This is a genomic window from Mesorhizobium waimense (assembly GCF_003601975.1).
GTDB classification, from domain to species: domain Bacteria; phylum Pseudomonadota; class Alphaproteobacteria; order Rhizobiales; family Rhizobiaceae; genus Mesorhizobium; species Mesorhizobium waimense.
This window is the reverse complement of record NZ_QZWZ01000008.1, coordinates 224418-243238: the sequence shown is the minus strand read 5'-3', so window position 1 is coordinate 243238 and position 18821 is coordinate 224418. Positions and strand designations below refer to the sequence as shown.

Below are 18821 nucleotides of genomic sequence, written 5' to 3'. Positions count from 1 at the left end.
GTCCACCCCCGCAACCGAGCCTGCCCGCCGTCCGTCAGGCCATCCTCATCGCACTCGCGCAGCCGCCGCCAAGCCGCTGCCCGCATTGCCGCAAATCCCTCAATCCTGAAAATCTGCCAAAGTAGTGCTAGGGCCTGTTGACAAAGTGGATTCCAAAATCAGGAGAAAGATGATTCAAGGCTGCCTTTTAGGAGGCGATTTTGGCGCGGGGCGATTTGAACGACGAGGAGTGGCTAATCGTCGAACGGTTTTTACCGACAGAACGTGGCCGCAAGTCGCGGCCATCACTTGATAATCGGCGCTTTTTGAATGGAATGCTGCATGTCCTGCGGATCGGTTGCCCGTGGCGCGACATGCATGAGCGTTACGGCAAATGGAATTCTGTCTATGTCCGTTTTCGTCGATGGGCTGAGCAAGGGATATGGGATGCCTTGTTGGAAACCTTCGTTGAATTGGGATTGAACCGCGCCGGGCAGCACATGATCGACAGCACCACAGTTCGCGGCCACTCTCAGGCAGCGGGCGCTAAAGGGGGACTCATAAGGAGGCTTTTGGTCGATCACGCGGCGGTTTTACGACAAAAATCCACGCCCGCGCAGACGGTCAAGGACGCCCTCTTGGCTTCATCCTGACGGGTGGCGAGACCTCAGATTACAATGCTGTTCCCGGTCTGCTGACCATGCCGGTTGCTAAGCCCAGATCATTTCTGGCCGACAAAGGTTATGATGGCGACTCCATCCGTGAAGAGCTGCTAATCCACGGCATTCGACCAGTTATTCCGCCTAAAGCGAACCGTAAAGACCCGCCTTCCTGCGACTTCAAGGCTTATAAAGACCGCAACCGCATCGAGAGAATGTTCAATAAACTCAAGCAGTTCCGCAGGGTTGCCACCCGCTATGACAAGACCCGCACATCCTATCTGGCATTTCTGACGATCGCATCACTGAAGATATGGCTGCCATATATCAGCGGACGAGGCGCAGGTTTGGACAGTTTTTAGTTGACGGCCAACGTAAGGTTAATCTTGATCCACATCTCCTCCGTTTACAGGGAATCATGTGTTAAAGAGCGCATTCACAATTCTGGTCGCCATAAATTTATTGTCCTGTATTCCCTACGCTTCCGGGGAGGCGAAACGCCCCGACATCGGTGCAACGCCCGACGCGTTCGAGCGCTTGCTGCCCAGTTCGGTCTTCAGCCTGGGGATGTCTGCGCCAGAGTTGGAAAGGGTGGTAGCGTCGCGCTATCCCGATTGGAAGCGTTCGGATCGGCAGCGTGCGATGAACAACCGCAAAGATGTGACCCTAACGCCTGCCGCACGATCTCCATATCTGCAAACGATTTCCATTTCTTTTGAAGACAAAAATCTCGGCTTGATGCGAAAATATGACTTCGGCTTGACGTCTCCCCTTAGTGGCAGCCGAGTCTACTCGATAGTTTATGTGGTCCAATCACACATCGGGCAGCTGATTTCGGTCGGGGACTGGAAAGACGGATTACATTCACGGTGGGGTGGTGAGCAGGGCGGAATGCAGTCCGAAACTCGTGCCCGTGCGACGTATTTCCTCAATGCCGAATGGCAATTGGTCGAAAACGGTGGAGAGAAGTGCGCTCCTATCTACCCTGCTCTGGTCCGCCTTGACGAGAAGCCGCTTGAGGCAGTGGTTGATGCTTCAAATCTAATCAAGACTACGGGGTGCGCGTTCAGCCGCGACAACTTCGTCGGGGTGGCGAATGGCGCGATCACCAAATCAACCTTCTACACAGTTGACCTTCAGCGCACCGTCGCTGACGTTGCCAAGCGCGTGATTTTCGGAATCCGCTGACGATCCATCCAGACTTTGTCAACAGAACCTAATAGTGAACCGGTTGCGCAAACGTTACTGTCGCTAGTGGGGGTGCCATGCCAACGCGTTGGACGGACGATGAGCTGAAAGCATGTGTCGTTAGTTATCTGGCGATGTTGTCTAAGGAAGTTGCCGGAGAAAAGTACGAGAAATCGGCTGTTCGCCGGCATCTTACGAGCGGGCCACTATCCGGGCGAAGTGCGCCTTCGATCGAGTGGCGAATGAGAAACATTTCATCGGTTCTGGAGAATCGTGATCATCGGTACATACCCGGCTATTTGCCTGCGGCGAATACCGGCTCGGATGTGAGCCGACGTATCGAGAAAATTCTTGATGAGGTAGCGGCTGATGATGGCAGGTCGGTTGCAGCCTCACTGCCCCGAATGGTGTTCTTCAACGTCGGCTGGATGAATAAATATCAGGGTATGTCGCCAGAGGACCCAACGCTTGGGCGTCACGGGTATTTGCGTGAACACGCTCATGGGTTTGAGAGCTTCAATTTCCTTCCTGAAGAAGGACGTGTGTTTGGGTACCAGCCCAGGACAGATAAGATTTGGCTTCCGAGATTGGGAGGCTCACCGAAAGCTGAAACGGTAGAGCACGTCCTGGTGGTTTGGTTGGCTACTCACCCGGTGAGTATGACGGTCTTAGTTGTCGGCTGGTACAAGGACGCGACGGTCTATCGGACGCCGATCGTTCGAATGCCTGCGCAAGGCGATGGGGCGGGGCAAGATGAGATCCCATACACAGTCGAGGCACGTGCTGAGAATGCCACGCTGCTTCCCGCGACCAACAGGTCCTTCAGGGCGCCCACTCACCATTCGATGGCCGGGGGACTCGGGCAGTCTCCGGTATGGTATGGGGCCAATGATGAGTTTCGAGAGCGGGTTTGGCGCTATATTCAAGGCATTGACCGAAATCTGAGCCTGCCCAAAGCGCCGCGACGAGGAAGAGGCGGTCCGCCCCGCAATACCGACCCTGAGCTTCGAAGGAAGGTGGAAAAGGCGGCGGTTAAGCACGCGACGGACTATTTCACGTCGAACGTTGGCGGCGGCTACGACGTCGAAAGTTTTGAACTCGAGGGACGCGGATGGGATTTGGAGGCGACGCGAGGTGATGAAACTCTTCTAATCGAGGTAAAGGGCCTTAGTGGGAATGGCGGCGTGTGCGAATTTACGCCGAATGAATACGCCAAATCCCATCACAACGACCATCGTGATCGCTACGTCATATACATCGTGAGCGACTGCTTATCCAACGCGCCGGTCGCCAGCATTTTCCGCTTTACCGAACGAGGCGCTTGGGAAGCCGCTGACGGACGACAGCTCATGGTTGCTCCGTTGGTTGGCGCAAGATTGACCATCGTGGATTCAGTCGCGTCCAACACCGAAACCGATCCCGCAGAATAGGGTCGCACGCCGGCACGGCCCATGGCGGTATAGAGATCGCTATTTACGCTACCGGTAGTCTCGCTGCCGTCGTCAAGCAACATTGGTACCGGGAGATAGGCATTGGCAATGAGCCAATCTGCGATGATTGTTTTTATGAGATCGGCTTTCGGCAGTGCCATCTCGACCGCAATGTCCGCCAGAGAATCCTCCACCCTCGGATCGAGGTGGATGCCGTCGATGTTTCTGATCATTAGTGCGGCCCGTCGTAGCATGATTTGAAAATCAGCGCGCGGAACGTCTGCGATGCGGTCGGACGCGTCAGCTAAGGCCGGCCGAAACTATTACCAAGGCGATCAAAGCCCCCGCAAAGACTGCTTCAGAAACCCGGCATATGCTCTCGATTTTGGCGGTGTGCTTCTGCTCGGGTAACAGCATCCGATAGACGATGAAGGAGGCAGAAATGACGGCTAAGGTTGTCAAAGCCAGAAGTGCGTACATACCTTTTCTCGCTTTATCCGTGGCCGAGAGAAGGTCCGTGCTCGCGCGCCGGGAACCTCTCGACCGAGTTGGTCAAGTTGGTTCCTGGTTCGCCCCACCGTGTCTTATTCGACAGCTTACCTAGGGAAACATTAGATGCCGGAGACCTCAAAAAGAGATCGCCCAATCGGCTGGTGAGAAATGTGCCTAACGGGCTCCACGCAGAATCAAAACATAGGCTCAAGCCTGCACCGTTGCAAGAGCGCTGACGATAGCGATCCAGAGACTAGCCCCTATCGTTGGCGAGAAAGCCCGACAGTGCCCGACAAGCAGTTTCTGCGTGGGAAGTGCTGGAAGGCGTATGTTGCACTCAGCGGTCAAATCTCCCACGAACCTCATGTGAAGAAGTCAGAAAAAATCTGGTGCGATTTCGGGGCAAGTTTTCCTCATTTGCGTACCCCTCCCATGCCGCAAATCTGGACCGGCCCCTCCAGACCGGGACGACCATGGTCATGACGTCCACGGTGCAAAGCGATTTCACCGACGCCCGATTGAAATCTTCGGCATATCGCCGCCTTCGCCCTGCATCAGAAATTGCATGAGAACTGATACCAGTTCCTCGGCGCTATCCTTATCGAGTTCAAGGTCGACGTCGTTGTCTTCATCATCCACTAACGCAAGCGTTCCCCTCAGCGGATTGCGCGATTTCACGTCCACCTCGCCATCCTGATACTCAACAAGTTTAGGCATGACCTTCTCCAATACTCCTTAGGGGCCGCAACGCCCGTCGCGGGCGGCAGGCCGGTTTGTTTGTTCGGGAGTTATGTCGGGCAGTCGTACTGCTTCTTGCTTCTCTTCGACGTAAAGTCGTCGGTTATCATGCGGCTTATCCAAAGGCGCCAGGGGCCGGTTCTCTCAAGGCGCATTGGAAAGGTATCTAACTCGTGCCGGCAGTCAAGGGACTGCCAATGTGCGATTCGCTATTGGAGGACTTTGAGGCAGGCAAGATGGGAGTCGTCGCGAAACTCAGCAACCGCGCGCTGCTGAAACTCGGTGCTGCTGAAGCGTGGGATGGAATACGCGTCCATCACCAGCTTGCGCACATGCTTCTGAGCACTAGCCGGGTAGGATGAGACTAGGGCATCCATTGCGTCCTCTAGCGACACACCCGACTGCCTCGCTACCATAAGCTTTTCGGCCACTTTTGCGGCTCTCGAACACGTTTGTTCGTTGGCGCTCGCGCCAATCAACACAATTATGCCGATCCCTAAAAGCGCCACTGAAATTGCACGCATTTATGCTTCACCCTGCAAGGATGCCCCAGCGAACATTGCGCAATCAAAGATTGGTGGCAAGCCAAGCGGCCTGCCCTTGTCATGCCATGACTCAGCGTAGCTCCGGCAGGCACTACGCGTTCCGCTCGTTCCAAGTCTGAACCAAAAAAGTGGTCATTGCCCCCGCCAAATTAACGGCTAGCGCGGCATGCCGTGCCGACGGCCGAGCCGGTTTTCGCCCTTTTCCATGTGCGTCACTAAGCCTGTTGCGGATGGAGCCCAGCCCTTCCACCACGGTCTGGCAACCACCAAGAATCCTTTTGAAAATATCTTCCGTATGCTGGTCCGGCGCCAGGTTTAGGCATTCGGCGGCAGTCCTGTATAGCCTTGGCAGCTCGTCTTTCTCTCCGTAGGTCTTGCCCGACGCCTCAATGATGTGCTTGCATACTTCCTCCAAAAGCGTGCGAGCCAACGTTAACGCACCTTCTGGATCGCTCTCTCGGCGGCCCAGCGCTCGCTGCCAGATGGTATGCACGCCGGATTCGTCAAAGGAGGCTAGCGAGTTGGATATGGTGCTATCGGCGGGATAGCTCTGCACCGCCCTCCGCAAGGCCCGCTCGAGGTCTTCTGTTGGATATTCCGAATGAACGTTACGCGCAATGTCCAAGACGTTTTCCGGCGGTAGCTTCAAGAGCCGCTTGCTGACGTACCGTTGTTTGCTCGAAAATGCTTCATCCCGCGTTCCTGGGGCAAGGCCCACAGCTTCGCACACGTCGGCGAGCATATTCGCGCTGATGGGGTAGAGCGCGTCGACAATGGCTGTCCGCAGTGTGGCGGTGATTGATTTCTCCATGCTTTTACTTTGAGGCCGAGGTCCGGCCTTCGGCAAGCTCTAACAAACAGCGCCTCCGCAGCGCGTCTATGGACGTTTCTTGGCGGACATGTAGATTTGCAGCCTGTCGGAACTGGCATCGGGGTCCGTGACAATTTTGGCAGTGGCCCGGGTGTCGAAAACTGCGCACGATAAAGGAAGCCCGTCTACCAGTAATCTGTAGCGGACAGGATACAGCAATATGCAGGGGGTACTGCCAATATTGACGCCGGGGGGTGGAGGGTAGTTCTCTTGTGGGGCAGGCCGAGAAGCCGCATATTCGCGGCATGAACACGAAAACACCTGCAACCGCTGAAATCATCGCGCTACCGCTCTCAACTAAAGACAAGCGACGCGCCGAGACCAAGTATGGGAAGGCCGTTATGTCTCACGGCTTCACCATCTTGCCGAACCTGCTTTTTGAGGCTCAGGCTCATCTAAAGATCAGCCCGACCTCCTTTAACGTCCTGCTCCACCTGGTCATGCACTGGTGGGAAGCGCACGAGGCTCCGCACCCGTCCATCAAAACGATTGCTCGGCGCATGGCGAAAAGCCCGCGCTCTCTGTTCCGCTATTTCGATGAGTTGGAAGGGGCGGGCCTTGTCCAGCGCGTGGCGCGATATCGAGGCGAGAAGGCACAGACATCAAGCGCATATGTGCTCACGGGTCTCGCCGACAAGCTCAGGAACATCGAGCCAGAAATCGCAAAGGCGAAGAAGTTTAAAGGCAAGCGACTGGAAAAAGCCGAAGAGGCACCTTCCAGCGCTGCCTAAAGAAATCGCGGCGTAACTCAACGGATAGAGCGCCTGCCTTACGACTGTCCTTCAGGGTCACACCACTAGGATAGGGGCAGGGAGATACGGGTTCAACTCCCGTCGTCGCGCCCATATTCAAACGGCTCCGCAGCCACTGCATTGGCCCTTCAGTCTGATGCATCTGGACATAAGACTGTCGCGTGGTCGGCACTCGTTGCCGGTATAGGCGCACCCGTCAGGCATGAAGCGCCACTGTCAGGGGCTTTTGTCGGCCACGACAACGCCACAGCCCGGCAAGCCCACCAGTGCAATACCGGTGCTTTCTGAAGTCGCAGGGAATTCGCGACGAAAAGAGCATCATCCAATGCCAGCTTCGGTGTGTAGGCAGATGGGAATGGTACCCCTCCCACGCCTCATATCTGGACCGGGGCCCTTCTTGAGGTATTCCGCGCGGCATTGCAGAAACCCTTCAAGAAAGATGCATTGTCTATGAAACCGCTCGGGGGCTTCAAGGTCTTTACACCCACGACGCCGCAGCGCTCTCCCCCATCATTGCAAGAGTACTTTAGTACTGACAGGAAGACATTTCATCCAGAGGGCGGCCGTTTCTGGTATGCGAACAAGGTCACTCCCTGATAAGTATGAACAGTCTCACTTGAAGGAAAAAATCAAAAGGATGAGCGCCGAAGGCGGTCTGTCTTGTAATTTTCTTGTAGCATCAATTCTAAATCAATCTCTCTCGTCGGGAGTAGTGCGAAGCCAAAGTCGTGTGCTATTTCAGGCCGTTGCATAAGACAAGATGCCTAGCCGGTATATACGCTTGGCAAACCCGGTATACATGTCGGGGCCGACTTGGCGGTGCCGGTATATGCCTACTGAAGGAGCCGGTATACGAGACCGCGAAGAAGTTTCTTGGCGCCGATGGGTCATCATGGTGCGTAGCGGTCGTCGTCGTCCTGTCGCATGGCGCGCGAAACCAGTTTGAACGCTATGGTGTCGGTGTCTGGGACATTCTCGATTTTGACGGTTTCTCGTCGCCCATTCTGAGCCCTATGCCGATTAACCTGATCCAACGCGCGGTCCAGGGCCCGGCTCAGTTCCGCTGAGGAAGTGAGTTGCATTCCGAGCAGTTGGCAGAAATCCGCGAACTTTCTCCTGACCTTGTAGTCCAGATGGAACTGCCCAAAGGCGTGCAACCACAACTCAAAATTTTGAGCGGTTTCAGACGACGTGAGCGGCAGCGGTAGCGGAATCTGAGCGAAATAGGAGCCAGTAGTGGACAGGAATTCTGGGTTGACCGAGATCGTGACGGTCCCGTTGACGGGGTGGGCCACGTTATCCAAGAACCGGATTGTCCGTTGCTCATATCGGTTGTTGTTGCCGCTGACGTACCACTTGGCGAAGACCAGCTCCACGGAGCTTAGATATAACAGGCTACGCTCGACCGAGCGGTAATTTCCGGGTTTGTTGGTGGCTCGTTCCAGCGCGGCCAAAAGCTGCCGCATGCTTTCGAATCTAAGTGTTTGATCGCCAGCAATGGTCTGGCGAAGGTTCTTGCTGGCGGCCTTGTAAGCAGCTTTTCCCGCTGCCTTTTCAGCATATGGATTCGGTTTCCCGGAGCCAGCATCCAAGGCACTGACGTAGCTGCGTCCACCCTGGTTCAGTGCAAGCTTGAATGTCTCCTCCGGCTGCTGGGAATAGCGGTCGTTATGCTTGTAAAATAGCTTGTTTCGTTGTCGCTTCTTGCCTGTCGCTAAAATTGCCTTTCTGCCTGCCGCGAAGGCCTGTTCATGGATAAGCCTTTGCTTGCCCATGACGGAATTGGCTGTGAGCCGGAGCAGGACGTCAACGTCAAATCGGGTTGGCGCGCGAGCCATGTCGGGGCGAGTTGTTATTAGCGACATCGGTACCCTCAGCCATACCTTTGCCATACCTCGGTTGCCTTGGCCGACCTTATTCTGGCGATGAAGAACAATGATCAGATAGGGCGGTACGTCCAGCCGAATGCGATGGCGGGTCGCCAGCGGCGCTCCAGCAGCACGCGCAAGCGGGAAGTGAAGCAGATTGCGGTTCACCGGCGCGAACTTCGCGACCGGCTGGTTCTTCTTCTTCTTCACGCGCCCCTCTTCTGTTCAGACTTGACGGCGGACGTGGAGGAGCGACGATTGGAGGCGAGCCAGGCTTCTATATCATCCGGATCATAGACGACGGCGCGGCCGAGTTTGATGTAACGTGGCCCGCCACCGGTAAGGCGCAGTTTCGTTAGCGTGGATGCGGATAGGCCAGTGATTCTAGCCACGTGTTCGGTACGCAGCATGCGGCGGTTCAGTTGCAGTGTCACCATTGGTGTTTCTCCATGTCACCGCAGGATAGAATTGCCAATTAGCGATTGCTGGCAAGAGCGGCGGTAGGAGTATATTCCCAAAAGAACCTAGAACAACGTCTCTGTAAGATTCGCGAGCTGAATCAATAGGTTGGGCCAGGTCGCGCACGAACATTAAATTTTGGTAATGTTGGCCGGGCAGAGAATCTGCCGAAAACCAACGTGGTGGCGACATGGTGGCGACATGAACACCACAGCAAAACGGCCGCCTTTCGGCAGCCGCTTTAAATGCTTGATTTTCTGAAGAAAACTGGAGCGGGTGAAGCGATTCGAACGCTCGACCCCAACCTTGGCAAGGTTGTGCTCTACCCCTGAGCTACACCCGCTCGCGCGGCTTTTGGGCCGCAAGCCGCGCCTATATGGCTGAAGAGCGCGGCGATTGCAACAGGGAAATGACGAGCTTTTTGGGCTAGCTCTCAAGTGCGACCGACTCCGTTTTGAGGTACCGAGGATTCGCCGGTCCGTTTCAGCACGGCCTTGCCGGGAGGGTACCATTGGCCGTAAACGGCATGGCCCTGTTGGAGATGAAGAAGACCGATGCCGAAGACCGAAGCCGAGCTTTTCGCCTTTCTCGCCGACCTCGGCATCGCCGTGTCGACGCGATGCCACCCGCCGCTCTACACGGTCGCCGATTCGCAGGCGCTGCGCGGCGAGATCCCCGGCGGCCACACCAAGAACCTGTTCCTCAAGGACAAGAAGGACAATTTCTTTCTGGTCAGCGTCGGCGAGGAGGCCGTGGTCGACCTCAAGCAGATCCACAATCTGATCGGCGCCGCCAGCCGGGTCTCCTTCGGCAAGCCGGAGATGCTGATGGAGCTTCTCGGCGTCACGCCGGGCGCGGTCACGGTTTTCGGCCTGATCAACGATACCGAACGGCGGGTCAAGGTGGTTCTCGACCAGGAGTTGATGGGGCACGATGTCGTCAACGCCCATCCGTTGACCAATGAGGCGACGACCTCGATCGCCCCGGCCGATCTCGTCAAATTCGTCGAGGCAACCGGGCACGATGCTGTTATCTTGAAAGTCTCGGCGTGATCGCCACATGGATGGCGAAAACTGATCTCTAGGAAGGACGTCGCGCCCCTCCGCTGGTGGGCGGCGCGACCGGAAGGGCGACGATATGAGCGACAACAATCCGTTCGGCGGCCAATTCGGCAGCAATGCCGGCCAGTATGCCACGACAGTGCAATATGGCGGCACTGACGCAGAGCGCGCAAAAGCCGCGCTTGGCCAGGCGCCGGCAGACCTCATCAAGGATACGACGACGGCTGGCTTTGCCGCCGATGTCGTCCAGGAATCGCGCCGGCAGCCGGTTCTGGTCGATTTCTGGGCGCCCTGGTGCGGCCCTTGCAAGCAGCTGACGCCGCTGCTGGAAAAGGCGGTCAAGGCCGCCGCCGGCGCGGTCAAGCTGGTCAAGATGAACATCGACGAGCACCCCTCGATCGCCGGCCAGCTCGGCGTCCAGTCGATACCGGCGGTGATCGCCTTCAAGGACGGTCAGCCGGTTGACGGTTTCATGGGCGCCGTTCCCGAGAGCCAGATCGGCGAGTTCATCAAGAAGATCGGCGGCAGGACTGGCGGCCCCCCGCAAGTGGCCGAGGCGCTTGCGGCGGCCGCAGAGGCGCGCGGGGCGGGCGACATCCAGACCGCGGCCGACATCTACGATGCGGTGCTGGAGCAGGCGCCGGAGACGATCGAGGCGATCGCCGGGCTGGGCGAGCTGCTGTTCGAGGCCGGCGATGCGGAAGGCGCGGAAGCCATCCTGGCCCGGGCGCCGGAAGCCAAGAAGGATGCGCCGGCGCTTGCCGCGCTGCGCACCAAAATGGCGCTGGCCGCGCAGGCGGCCTCGCTCGGCAATCCGGCCGAGTTTGAGCGGCGCCTGGCCGCCAATCCGGACGACCATCAGGCGCGGTTCGACCTCGCCATGATCCAGAACGCCCGGGGCGAGCGCACGCTGGCCGCCGACAATCTCCTGGCGATCGTCAAGGCCGACCGGACCTGGAACGACGACGGCGCCAAGGCGCAGTTGCTGAAATTCTTCGAAGCCTGGGGCATGACCGACGAGGCGACGCTCGCGGCGCGACGCAAATTATCGTCGCTGCTGTTTTCCTGAGGCGCTTTGCCGGCTGTTTTTTGCCTTGTGGGCTTGCGGCCGGCGTCCAGCGCGCCAGATTAGGGCCGGGAAGGTCAGGCCGCCTTGCCAACACGGTGCCGTGCAGGCGGCCGCAATGGAAGAGACCGCGGGTTTGACAGGCTTTTCGGCGCAGCGATCGGAGGACTAGGTGCAGGCGGGAAACGCCCATTACAGGCGTGGTAAGGATTTGCCGTCGACGATCCCGGTGTTTCCGCTTGCCGGCGCGCTGCTTCTGCCGGGCGGCCGCATGCCGCTCAACATCTTCGAACCACGCTATCTGCAGATGGTGGACGAGGCGATCGCCGGATCGCGGCTCATCGGCATCATCCAGCCCAGCCTCGATGGCGCCCTGCGCGACGACGGCGAGCCGGAGCTGTGCAATGTCGGCTGTGCCGGGCGTATCATCTCGCTGGCCGAGAGCGGCGATGGCCGCTACCTGATCTCGCTGCAGGGCGTGTGCCGCTTCCGCATCGCGCATGAAGCCGTCGTCAAGACGCCGTTTCGCCAGTGCCGGATCGCCCCCTTTCTCACCGACCTTGACGAGGACCAGGTCGGGTCCGAGGTCGACAGACCGTCGCTGCTCAAGGCGTTTCGCGCCTATCTGCAGGCCAATGATCTGGAAGCCGACTGGGAAAGCGTCAGCCGCGCCGAAAACGCCATGCTGGTCAACGCCCTGTCGATGATGGCGCCGTACGGACCGGCCGAGAAACAGGCCTTGCTCGAAGCGGCGGATTTGAAGACGCGCGCCGAGACGCTGATCGCCATCACCGAAATGGCGCTGGCGCGCGAGAATGAGGATTTTGGCTCGAGCCTCCAATAGGCTGAGCCGGCTGTGTCGGAGCGGGTGGAGAAAGAGATGGCAGCGGACGGGCGTGATGTGCGGAAGGCCAATGTCGACCCTAAACTGCTGGAATTGCTGGCCTGCCCGTTGACCAAGGGCCCGCTGGCCTGGGATCCGGAGCGCGGCGAATTGATCTCCAGGGTGGCAAAGCTTGCCTATCCAGTGCGCGACGGCATCCCGATCATGCTGCCCTCGGAGGCGCGGACGATTTCCGCCGATGATGTGCTGCCCCCCGCGCCACCTCGGCTGAGCGGGCCTTCCTGAGCGATACGCCTTTCGCCAACGCCGGATCTACTGAAAATTCCGCCCCTTGGGCATGACGCTTTCGGCCTTGCCGGACAGTGTCGCGATGTCCTGTCCAACCGGGGTCTTTCGGACAACGGCCGGGCCGGCGCGGCCTGCCCCTTCCCCAATGCGGCCCTCCTTCCCCGCGACGACCAGCTGACCGGCAGCGCTCGCCTCCTCCAGCAATGCCGACAGCCAGGGCGTCAGATCCTCGACCTTCTCGGCGACGATGTGGATGACGCCGGATTCCGATTGCAGCTTGCCGGTGACGCGGATGAAGCGCGCGCCCATGACGATGGGCCGGAAGCGGGTGAAGGTCCTTTCCCAGAAGATGATGTTGGCAACGGAATGTTCGTCTTCCAGCGTCAGGAAAATGGCGTTGCCCTTGCCGGGGCGCTGGCGCACCAGCACGAGGCCGGCGACGGATACGCGCCTGCCATCCTTGACGGACGGGAGGCGCGCATTCGGTGTGACGCCGGCGCGGTCCAGGCGCTCGCGCAGGAAGGCCACCGGATGCGCCTTCAGCGACAGGCCGAGCGAGCGGTAGTCATGGATGACATGCTCGCCGAGCGGCATTGTCGGCAGCTTCGTCTCGGGCTCCAGCTCGCGCAGGCGGATGTCCTTCTGGTCGAACAGCGGCAGTTTTTCGGCCGCGCTCTTGCCGTCCAGCGCACGCACCGCCCACAGTGCCGCGCGGCGGTCGAGGCCAATCGAGCGGAAGGCGTCAGCCTGCGCCAGTTTCTCGATCTCGTCGACATCGAGGCCGGAGCGCAGCCAGACATCCCTGACGGTCTCGTAGCCGGAACCGCGCCGGTCGACGAACTGCTTCATGCGATCTTCGGACAGGCCCTTGATCTGGCGGAAGCCAAGCCGCACGGCATGGCTGGTGCGGATGACGCCGCGCATTTCGGCATGGCGCGCAAGCATGCGGGCGGGATCGAAGGCTGCCCCTTCGAGGGCGCAGTCCCAGCCGGACCAGTTGATATCGACGTCGCGCACCTCGACGCCATGGTCGCTTGCGTCGCGGACAAGTTGAGCCGGTTGATAAAATCCCATCGGCTGCGCGTTAAGGATCGCGGCGCAGAACACGTCGGGATAGAAGGTCTTGAACCAGCAGGAGGCGTAGACCAGCAGGGCGAAGGAGGCGGCATGGCTTTCGGGAAAGCCATACTCGCCAAAACCCTCGATCTGCTTGAAGCAGCGCTCGGCGAAATCCTTCTGGTAGCCCCTGCCGACCATGCCGTCGATCATGCGCTGGCGGTAATTGCCGATCGTGCCGGTGCGCTTGAAGGTGGCCATGGCGCGGCGCAGCTCGTCGGCCTCGCCCGGCCGGAAGCCTCCCGCCTCGATGGCGATCTTCATCGCCTGCTCCTGGAACAGCGGCACGCCCAGCGTCTTGCCGAGGATCTTCTCCAGTTCTGGCTTCGGATATTCAGGCTTTTCCTTGCCCTGCCGCCGGCGCAGGTAGGGATGAACCATGTCGCCCTGGATCGGGCCGGGCCGCACGATCGCCACCTCGATGACGAGATCGTAGAATTCGCGCGGCCGAAGGCGCGGCAGCATCGACATCTGGGCGCGCGATTCGATCTGGAAGACGCCGAGCGTGTCGGCGCGGCAGATCATGTCGTAGACATCCTTGTGCTCGGGCGGGAGAGTGGCCAACACATAGGGTTGGCCATACGGATCCCGTGCGTCCGGATAATGATCCGTGAGCAAGGTGAAGGCACGCTTCAGGCAGGTCAGCATGCCGAGCGCCAGCACGTCGACCTTCAGGATCTTCACCGCATCGAGATCGTCCTTGTCCCATTCGACCATCTTGCGCTCCTCCATCGCCGTCTTGACGATGGGAACGATCTCGTCGAGCCGGTCCCTGGTGATGACGAAGCCGCCGACATGCTGAGAGAGATGGCGGGGAAAGCCCATGATCTCGTTGGCGTGCTCGATCACCTGTCTGGCCAGCGGATCGCTGCGGTCGATGCCGCCGGCGCTCGCCTCCTTCTCGCCGAGTTCCGAGGTCGACCAGCCCCAGATCGAGCTGGACAATGCGCTGCGGACATCCTCGGACAGGCCCATGGCCTTGGCGACCTCGCGCAGTGCCGAGCGGCCGCGATAGCTGATGACGGCGGCGGCCAAAGCGGTGCGCTTGGCGCTGTATTTTGCGTAGATGTACTGGATGACGATTTCGCGCTTCTCATGCTCGAAGTCGACGTCGATGTCGGGCGGTTCGTTCCGCTCCTCGGAGATGAAGCGTTCGAACAGCGTGTCGATGCGGTCCGGCCCCACTTCGGTGATGCCGATGCAGAAGCAGACGATGGAATTGGCGGCGGAGCCGCGTCCCTGGCAAAGGATGTCCTGGCTGCGGGCAAACTTGACGATGTCGTAGACGGTCAAAAAGTAGCGCGCATAGTTCAGCCGCTCGATCAGAGCGAGCTCTTCCTCGATGCGATGCGTCACGGAAGCAGGGACGCCCGCCGGGTAGCGCGTGGCGGCCCCCTCCCTGGCCAATCGTTCGAGCTCGGCCTGCGGCCCAAGACCCGATTCCGTCGGCTCGTCGGGATAGTTATATTGCAGGTCACTCAGCGAAAAGCTCAGTTCCCCGGCAAAGCGCAGCGTTTCGGCCAGCGCTTGCGGATGCCTGCGAAAAAGACGGGCCATTTCGAGCGGCGGCTTCAGATGGCGCTCGGCATTGGCCGTCAGCTCCAGCCCCACCTCGGCAACGGGGGTATTTAGTCGGATCGCCGTCAGCACGTCCTGCAGTGAGCGCCGCCCGGCGCTGTGGTAGAGAACGTCGTTGGTCGCCATCAGCGGCACGCCGGTCATTTCAGCCATCGCCGCGGCCTGCTCGATCCGAAAACGGTCGTTGCCGCAATAATCCGGTGAAACGGCCAGCCGCAGGTTGCTGCCGAACCTATCCTTGAGCCGGCTAATCACGGCAAGGCTGTCCTGGGCGCCCGCCTGCAGGTCAGGCAGGAACGCCAGCGACAACAGATCGCCCCATTCGAGGAGGTCAGAAAACCTGAGCAGCGTCGCGCCCTTTTCGTTTTCGTCGCGCAGATTGGCCTGCGTCAGCATACGGCAGAGATGCCCCCAGCCCTTGCGCTCCTGCGGATAGGCAAGGATGTCGGGTGTGCCGTCGCCAAAGACCAGGCGGCAGCCGGGATGATAGACAAGGCCTTCGACCTTGGCCTGCTGCCAGGCGCGCACGACGCCCGCCACCGTGTTGCGGTCGGCCAACCCGATCGCGGAGAAGCCGAGGAATTTTGCCGCCACTACCAGTTCCTCCGGCTTCGAGGCGCCGCGCAGGAAGGAGAAATTCGACTGGATGCCGAACTCGGCATAGGGAATGGCGGCCAGCGCGTTCATGCGAAGACCCCATGCATGAACCAGCGCGGCGGCACTTCGGAAGCACCGTAGAGGCCCTGGCGGTAGAGCCAGTAGCGGCGGCCGTCGCTGTCCTCGATGCGGAAATAGTCGCGGGTCGGCGCCTCTTCCTCGCCGGGTTGATGGCGCCACCATTCAGGGGCGATGCGTTCGGGACCTTCGGCGCGCGCCACGCGGTAGAGCGCACGCCGCCAGCGGAAGTTCATCGGCGGTCCCTCCGGCATTTCGGTTGCCGGCACCTCGATCGGCTCGGGCGAGCGGAACAGCCGGATCGGCCGTTCCGGCGGGAAGACGGTCGCCGGCGGATTGTTGCGCTGCCTCGGTGGCGCGCGCCTTTGCGGCGCCTCCGAAAAGGGGACGGTGGCGACGGCGCGCTCCGGCAGATGGCTCTCGACGGCGACCGGCCTTAGCACCGCGGCTTCGCCGAGGCGGGCGCGGATGCGGTCGGCGAACAACGCGATGTCGGCGTCGTTGTCCTCCGCCTCGCCGGCAAGGTCCGCCTGCTGCATGTCGAAGGTGGCGGCGGACAGCACCGAGAGGCGCACCAGGTCGAAGCCGTAACCGGCATCGATATCCTGCTCCAGCGCGGCAAGCCTTTCGTGGAACAGTTTTTGGATCAGTACGGGCTCTCGTAGGGGACGCGAGGTGCCGACTGCGATGCGGCTGACGGCGCCGTCGACGCGGAAGAGCAGCAGCGCCAGCATCCTGGCGCCTTCGCCACGGCGTTCGAGATCGCTCTTCAGCGTCTTTGCCAAAAGGCTCACCAGCCGCTCTATGTCGGCGGTCAGCATGATTGGTTCGGAAAGATGGCGTTCGACCGACAGCGGCGCCACCGGCAGGCGCGGCGACACCGCCTCGTCGAGGCGGCCGAGCGCCTGGTCGAGGCGCAACAGCAAAGAGGCGCCGAAGCGGCGGGCAAGCGGCGCGCGCGGGGCTGCCATCACCGCGCCCGCCGTGCGCAGGCCGACGCTTTCCAGGCTGGTGCGGATTTCGGGCGCGATGCGCAGTGCCGCCAGCGGCAGGGGCGCGAGAAGCGCCTCCTCCTCGCCGCCGGCGACGATGCGGTCGCCGCAAAAGCGTGCCGCCGCCCAGGCAGCACCGGGCGTCGCGGCCAGCCCGGCGCGGACGTCAAAACCCTGATGGAAAAAGCGCGACAGGATCTCGTCCAGCATCGCGCGTTCGCCGCCGAACAGATGGGTGCAGCCGGTGACATCGAGGAACAGGCCGTCGGTTCCGTCGATCGCCACCAGCGGGGTGTAGCGGTCGCACCAGTCGGCGAGGCCTTCGAGCAGGCGGCGGTCGGCCTCCGGATCGGCTTCGACGATGTCGATCGAGGGATGCATGGCGCGCGCGTCGGCGATGCCCATGCCGCGCTTCAGGCGCAGCGCCTCAGCCCGCTCGTCGAGGGCTGATATGCGCTGGGCGTTGCGGTCGCGATGGCTGATCACCAGCGGCAGGTGATCCGACGGCCGGGAACGCCAGGACCGCCCCAGACGCTGGCGCAGGATGCGTTCGGCGGCCAGATGCGGGAACCACAGCGACAGGATTCGTTGCCCGTTCTTGCCGTCTTTCCTCAAAAGTGTGTTCATCGGGGTTCCACTCCAGTGTGAATTGTCCGGGCAGAGCGGTGCGGCTCTTGCCGATGCTGACGGTGAAGGCGGGGCGGCCGATCGACCCGGCGAGCGGCCCGGCGATGGTGTCGCGGCTGGCCGCGGGAGCGGCCGACACGATGAGGCGCACGGGTGCGGCGGTGGGTTCTGCCTCGCCGGCCTGGCGCAAAAGCAGGACCGGCCGGCCGGCGTTTTGCGCCCGCGCGTGCAGCCGTCGCGTCGCGGTGAGGTCCAGCCGTTGCGGGTTGCCGCGTATCTCTAGGATGACGGCGGCCAGCGCCGTCATGCGGGCGGCCTCCTCGGCGATCCACAGCGCATCGACGAGTTTTGGCGCCTCGGAAAACAGAAGTTGCTCCGGTTCGATGCCGAACAGGCCATGCAGCCCCCTGGCATAGGGAAAGCCGGCTTCGCGAAAAATCTCCGATGTGCCGATCCACAGCACGGGCAGGTGCGGCTCTTGCTTGAGGATCAGGCTGGTGAGCGACAGCGCAAAGCCAGCGACGGCCCCGGCGTCGCGGGTCTCGGCGCCATGGATTTCACTCAGCGCCGCCTTCGGCAGGCCGCCGCTGAGCGCTGTATCGAGACGCTCGATGCCGGTGCGTAGGAACGCATCGGGCGATGCCACGGCGAGGCCGCGTCGGAGAATTATGATCTCGGGCGTGAGTTCGGGCGCGATACCGGGGCCGGCATCGACGTCAGGACGGGCGCCAGACTGCGCGCCGGCCGGCGCCGCCAGGCGCTCGGGCAGCGTTCCCTCGATCTTCGCGATCTGGCGGCGCAGGGCAAAAACGGTCTCCCGCGCCACGGCGGTCATCGCCATGACGGTTAACTTTCAGCAGCAGTGTTCCTGTTATGTTCTTATAGATTCCAGAGGGTGCTGAAAGAGTCAAGCGGAGTCATGGGGAATTTATTCCTCTGCGGTAACGCGCTTAGCGTTGGCCACCGAAGGCCAACCGTGCCGCAAGCCCTGCAAATACGGTTCCCAGCAACAGCTGGGGCGCCCGCTGAAACCGCGTGCGCCTCGACAGTGCCGTACCGATCCGGCTCGCGGTCAGGATGACCAGGCCATTGACCATCAGCCCGATCAGATTGAGGACGGTCGCCAGCACCAGGATCTGCGCAGCCACCGAACCCGCCTGCGGCTGCACGAACTGCGGGAAAAGCGCCAGCACGAACAGCGCCATCTTCGGATTGAGCAGGTTGGTCAGCAATCCCTGCCGGAAGATGCGGGTTTGCGAGTAGCGCGGCAGGCCGGCGACCGGTGTCAGCGCCGTGCCGTCGGCACGGAACGCTTTCCAGGCGAGATAGGCGAGGTAGGCCGCGCCGGCATAACGCACGATGTCGTAAGCGATGGGAGCAGCAAGGAACAGCTGCGACAGGCCGAAGGCGGCGGCCAGCGCATGGCAATATGTCCCGGCGGCGATGCCGATATAGGTTGCCAGGCCCGCCGCGCGCCCCTGACTTGCGCTGCGGGATGCGATCAAAAGCATGTCCGGCCCCGGTGTCGCAGTCAAAGCGAGGCAAGCAATCGCAAAAAGTCCAAGGGTGGAAAGGTCCGGCATGGGAGCTCCT

General features: G+C 60.7%; 17 protein-coding genes, 2 tRNA genes and 1 pseudogene. 9 read left to right on the top strand and 11 right to left on the bottom strand.

Features of this window, described 5'->3' with window-relative positions:
- Nucleotides 1-200 precede the first annotated feature (200 nt).
- From D3227_RS44290 to D3227_RS13255, 3 genes and pseudogenes are all read left to right on the top strand, one after another.
- A pseudogene (locus D3227_RS44290) lies at nt 201-1000 on the top strand (IS5 family transposase).
- Between the two features lie 58 nt (nt 1001-1058).
- The gene (locus tag D3227_RS13260) at nt 1059-1826 is read left to right on the top strand and encodes a hypothetical protein (RefSeq protein ID WP_120014542.1); all 768 of its coding nucleotides are present in this window, start codon (nt 1059-1061) and stop codon (nt 1824-1826) included.
- Between the two features lie 242 nt (nt 1827-2068).
- Nucleotides 2069-3256 carry a protein NO VEIN domain-containing protein gene (locus D3227_RS13255; RefSeq protein ID WP_167480681.1) on the top strand — a complete coding sequence of 396 codons (1188 nt, stop codon included), beginning with the start codon at nt 2069-2071 and terminating at the stop codon, nt 3254-3256.
- Between the two features lie 300 nt (nt 3257-3556).
- Here D3227_RS13255 and D3227_RS13245 read toward each other — a convergent pair whose 3' ends face one another.
- The 4 genes from D3227_RS13245 to D3227_RS13230 form a co-directional block, all read right to left on the bottom strand.
- Nucleotides 3557-3736, bottom strand: a complete 180-nt coding sequence (locus D3227_RS13245) for a hypothetical protein (protein WP_120014540.1) — start codon at nt 3734-3736, stop codon at nt 3557-3559.
- A gap of 516 nt (nt 3737-4252) precedes the next feature.
- Complete coding sequence (locus tag D3227_RS13240) at nt 4253-4465, bottom strand: hypothetical protein (RefSeq protein ID WP_120014539.1); 213 nt, start codon at nt 4463-4465, stop codon at nt 4253-4255.
- 230 nt (nt 4466-4695) lie between these two features.
- The gene (locus tag D3227_RS13235) at nt 4696-5010 is read right to left on the bottom strand and encodes a hypothetical protein (protein ID WP_147377598.1); all 315 of its coding nucleotides are present in this window, start codon (nt 5008-5010) and stop codon (nt 4696-4698) included.
- A gap of 112 nt (nt 5011-5122) precedes the next feature.
- Nucleotides 5123-5842, bottom strand: coding sequence for an abortive infection family protein (locus D3227_RS13230; protein WP_120014537.1), 720 nt, complete (start codon nt 5840-5842; stop codon nt 5123-5125).
- A gap of 272 nt (nt 5843-6114) precedes the next feature.
- On the opposite strand from D3227_RS13230, the gene D3227_RS13225 reads away from it, so the two are divergent.
- Nucleotides 6115-6633: a helix-turn-helix domain-containing protein gene (locus tag D3227_RS13225; protein WP_120014536.1), complete on the top strand. Its 519-nt coding sequence runs from the start codon at nt 6115-6117 to the stop codon at nt 6631-6633.
- A gap of 6 nt (nt 6634-6639) precedes the next feature.
- Nucleotides 6640-6747 (top strand) — tRNA-OTHER (locus D3227_RS41560).
- Between the two features lie 797 nt (nt 6748-7544).
- Here the strand turns inward: D3227_RS41560 and D3227_RS13220 are convergent.
- The 3 genes from D3227_RS13220 to D3227_RS13210 form a co-directional block, all read right to left on the bottom strand.
- On the bottom strand, nt 7545-8732 hold the full coding sequence (locus D3227_RS13220) for a hypothetical protein (RefSeq protein ID WP_120014535.1): 1188 nt from the start codon (nt 8730-8732) through the stop codon (nt 7545-7547).
- A complete protein-coding gene (locus D3227_RS13215; protein ID WP_245451741.1) occupies nt 8729-8959 on the bottom strand; it encodes a helix-turn-helix transcriptional regulator in 231 nt (76 codons plus the stop codon). The genes D3227_RS13220 and D3227_RS13215 overlap by 4 nt, the downstream gene beginning before the upstream one ends.
- 290 nt (nt 8960-9249) lie before the next feature.
- Nucleotides 9250-9324, bottom strand: a tRNA-Gly gene (locus D3227_RS13210).
- 211 nt (nt 9325-9535) lie between these two features.
- Between D3227_RS13210 and D3227_RS13205 the strand changes: the two genes are divergently transcribed.
- The 4 genes from D3227_RS13205 (at nt 9536) to D3227_RS13190 (ending at nt 12237) form a co-directional block, all read left to right on the top strand.
- A complete protein-coding gene (locus D3227_RS13205) occupies nt 9536-10033 on the top strand; it encodes a prolyl-tRNA synthetase associated domain-containing protein (RefSeq protein WP_120014534.1) in 498 nt (165 codons plus the stop codon).
- Nucleotides 10034-10118: 85 nt separating this feature from the next.
- On the top strand, nt 10119-11111 hold the full coding sequence (gene trxA / locus D3227_RS13200) for a thioredoxin (protein WP_120014533.1): 993 nt from the start codon (nt 10119-10121) through the stop codon (nt 11109-11111).
- 169 nt (nt 11112-11280) lie between these two features.
- The gene (locus D3227_RS13195) at nt 11281-11952 is read left to right on the top strand and encodes an LON peptidase substrate-binding domain-containing protein (protein ID WP_120014532.1); all 672 of its coding nucleotides are present in this window, start codon (nt 11281-11283) and stop codon (nt 11950-11952) included.
- 36 nt (nt 11953-11988) lie between these two features.
- Complete coding sequence (locus D3227_RS13190) at nt 11989-12237, top strand: Trm112 family protein (protein WP_120014572.1); 249 nt, start codon at nt 11989-11991, stop codon at nt 12235-12237.
- A gap of 27 nt (nt 12238-12264) precedes the next feature.
- On the opposite strand, the gene D3227_RS13185 is transcribed toward D3227_RS13190, so the two are convergent.
- The 4 genes from D3227_RS13185 to D3227_RS13170 all read right to left on the bottom strand — a co-directional run bounded on the left by D3227_RS13185 (nt 12265) and on the right by D3227_RS13170 (nt 18811).
- The gene (locus D3227_RS13185) at nt 12265-15621 is read right to left on the bottom strand and encodes an error-prone DNA polymerase (protein ID WP_120014531.1); all 3357 of its coding nucleotides are present in this window, start codon (nt 15619-15621) and stop codon (nt 12265-12267) included.
- Nucleotides 15618-17087, bottom strand: coding sequence for a DUF6504 family protein (locus tag D3227_RS13180; RefSeq protein ID WP_120014530.1), 1470 nt, complete (start codon nt 17085-17087; stop codon nt 15618-15620). The genes D3227_RS13185 and D3227_RS13180 overlap by 4 nt, the downstream gene beginning before the upstream one ends.
- A complete protein-coding gene (locus D3227_RS13175; protein ID WP_120014529.1) occupies nt 17029-18069 on the bottom strand; it encodes an ImuA family protein in 1041 nt (346 codons plus the stop codon). The genes D3227_RS13180 and D3227_RS13175 overlap by 59 nt, the downstream gene beginning before the upstream one ends.
- 109 nt (nt 18070-18178) lie before the next feature.
- A complete protein-coding gene (locus D3227_RS13170; RefSeq protein WP_120014528.1) occupies nt 18179-18811 on the bottom strand; it encodes a LysE family translocator in 633 nt (210 codons plus the stop codon).
- Nucleotides 18812-18821: the final 10 nt, after the last annotated feature.

What these genes read in the sequence shown, in the direction of transcription:
- D3227_RS13170 (WP_120014528.1), bottom strand. Translation starts at nt 18,811, where the DNA reads ATGCCGGACCTTTCCACCCTTGGACTTTTTGCGATTGCTTGCCTCGCT.
- trxA (WP_120014533.1), top strand. Translation starts at nt 10,119, where the DNA reads ATGAGCGACAACAATCCGTTCGGCGGCCAATTCGGCAGCAATGCCGGC.
- D3227_RS13230 (WP_120014537.1), bottom strand. Translation starts at nt 5,842, where the DNA reads ATGGAGAAATCAATCACCGCCACACTGCGGACAGCCATTGTCGACGCG.
- D3227_RS13175 (WP_120014529.1), bottom strand. Translation starts at nt 18,069, where the DNA reads ATGGCGATGACCGCCGTGGCGCGGGAGACCGTTTTTGCCCTGCGCCGC.
- D3227_RS13240 (WP_120014539.1), bottom strand. Translation starts at nt 4,465, where the DNA reads ATGCCTAAACTTGTTGAGTATCAGGATGGCGAGGTGGACGTGAAATCG.
- D3227_RS13205 (WP_120014534.1), top strand. Translation starts at nt 9,536, where the DNA reads ATGCCGAAGACCGAAGCCGAGCTTTTCGCCTTTCTCGCCGACCTCGGC.
- D3227_RS13215 (WP_245451741.1), bottom strand. Translation starts at nt 8,959, where the DNA reads ATGGTGACACTGCAACTGAACCGCCGCATGCTGCGTACCGAACACGTG.
- D3227_RS13255 (WP_167480681.1), top strand. Translation starts at nt 2,069, where the DNA reads ATGAGAAACATTTCATCGGTTCTGGAGAATCGTGATCATCGGTACATA.
- D3227_RS13245 (WP_120014540.1), bottom strand. Translation starts at nt 3,736, where the DNA reads ATGTACGCACTTCTGGCTTTGACAACCTTAGCCGTCATTTCTGCCTCC.
- D3227_RS13235 (WP_147377598.1), bottom strand. Translation starts at nt 5,010, where the DNA reads ATGCGTGCAATTTCAGTGGCGCTTTTAGGGATCGGCATAATTGTGTTG.
- D3227_RS13190 (WP_120014572.1), top strand. Translation starts at nt 11,989, where the DNA reads ATGGCAGCGGACGGGCGTGATGTGCGGAAGGCCAATGTCGACCCTAAA.
- D3227_RS13185 (WP_120014531.1), bottom strand. Translation starts at nt 15,621, where the DNA reads ATGAACGCGCTGGCCGCCATTCCCTATGCCGAGTTCGGCATCCAGTCG.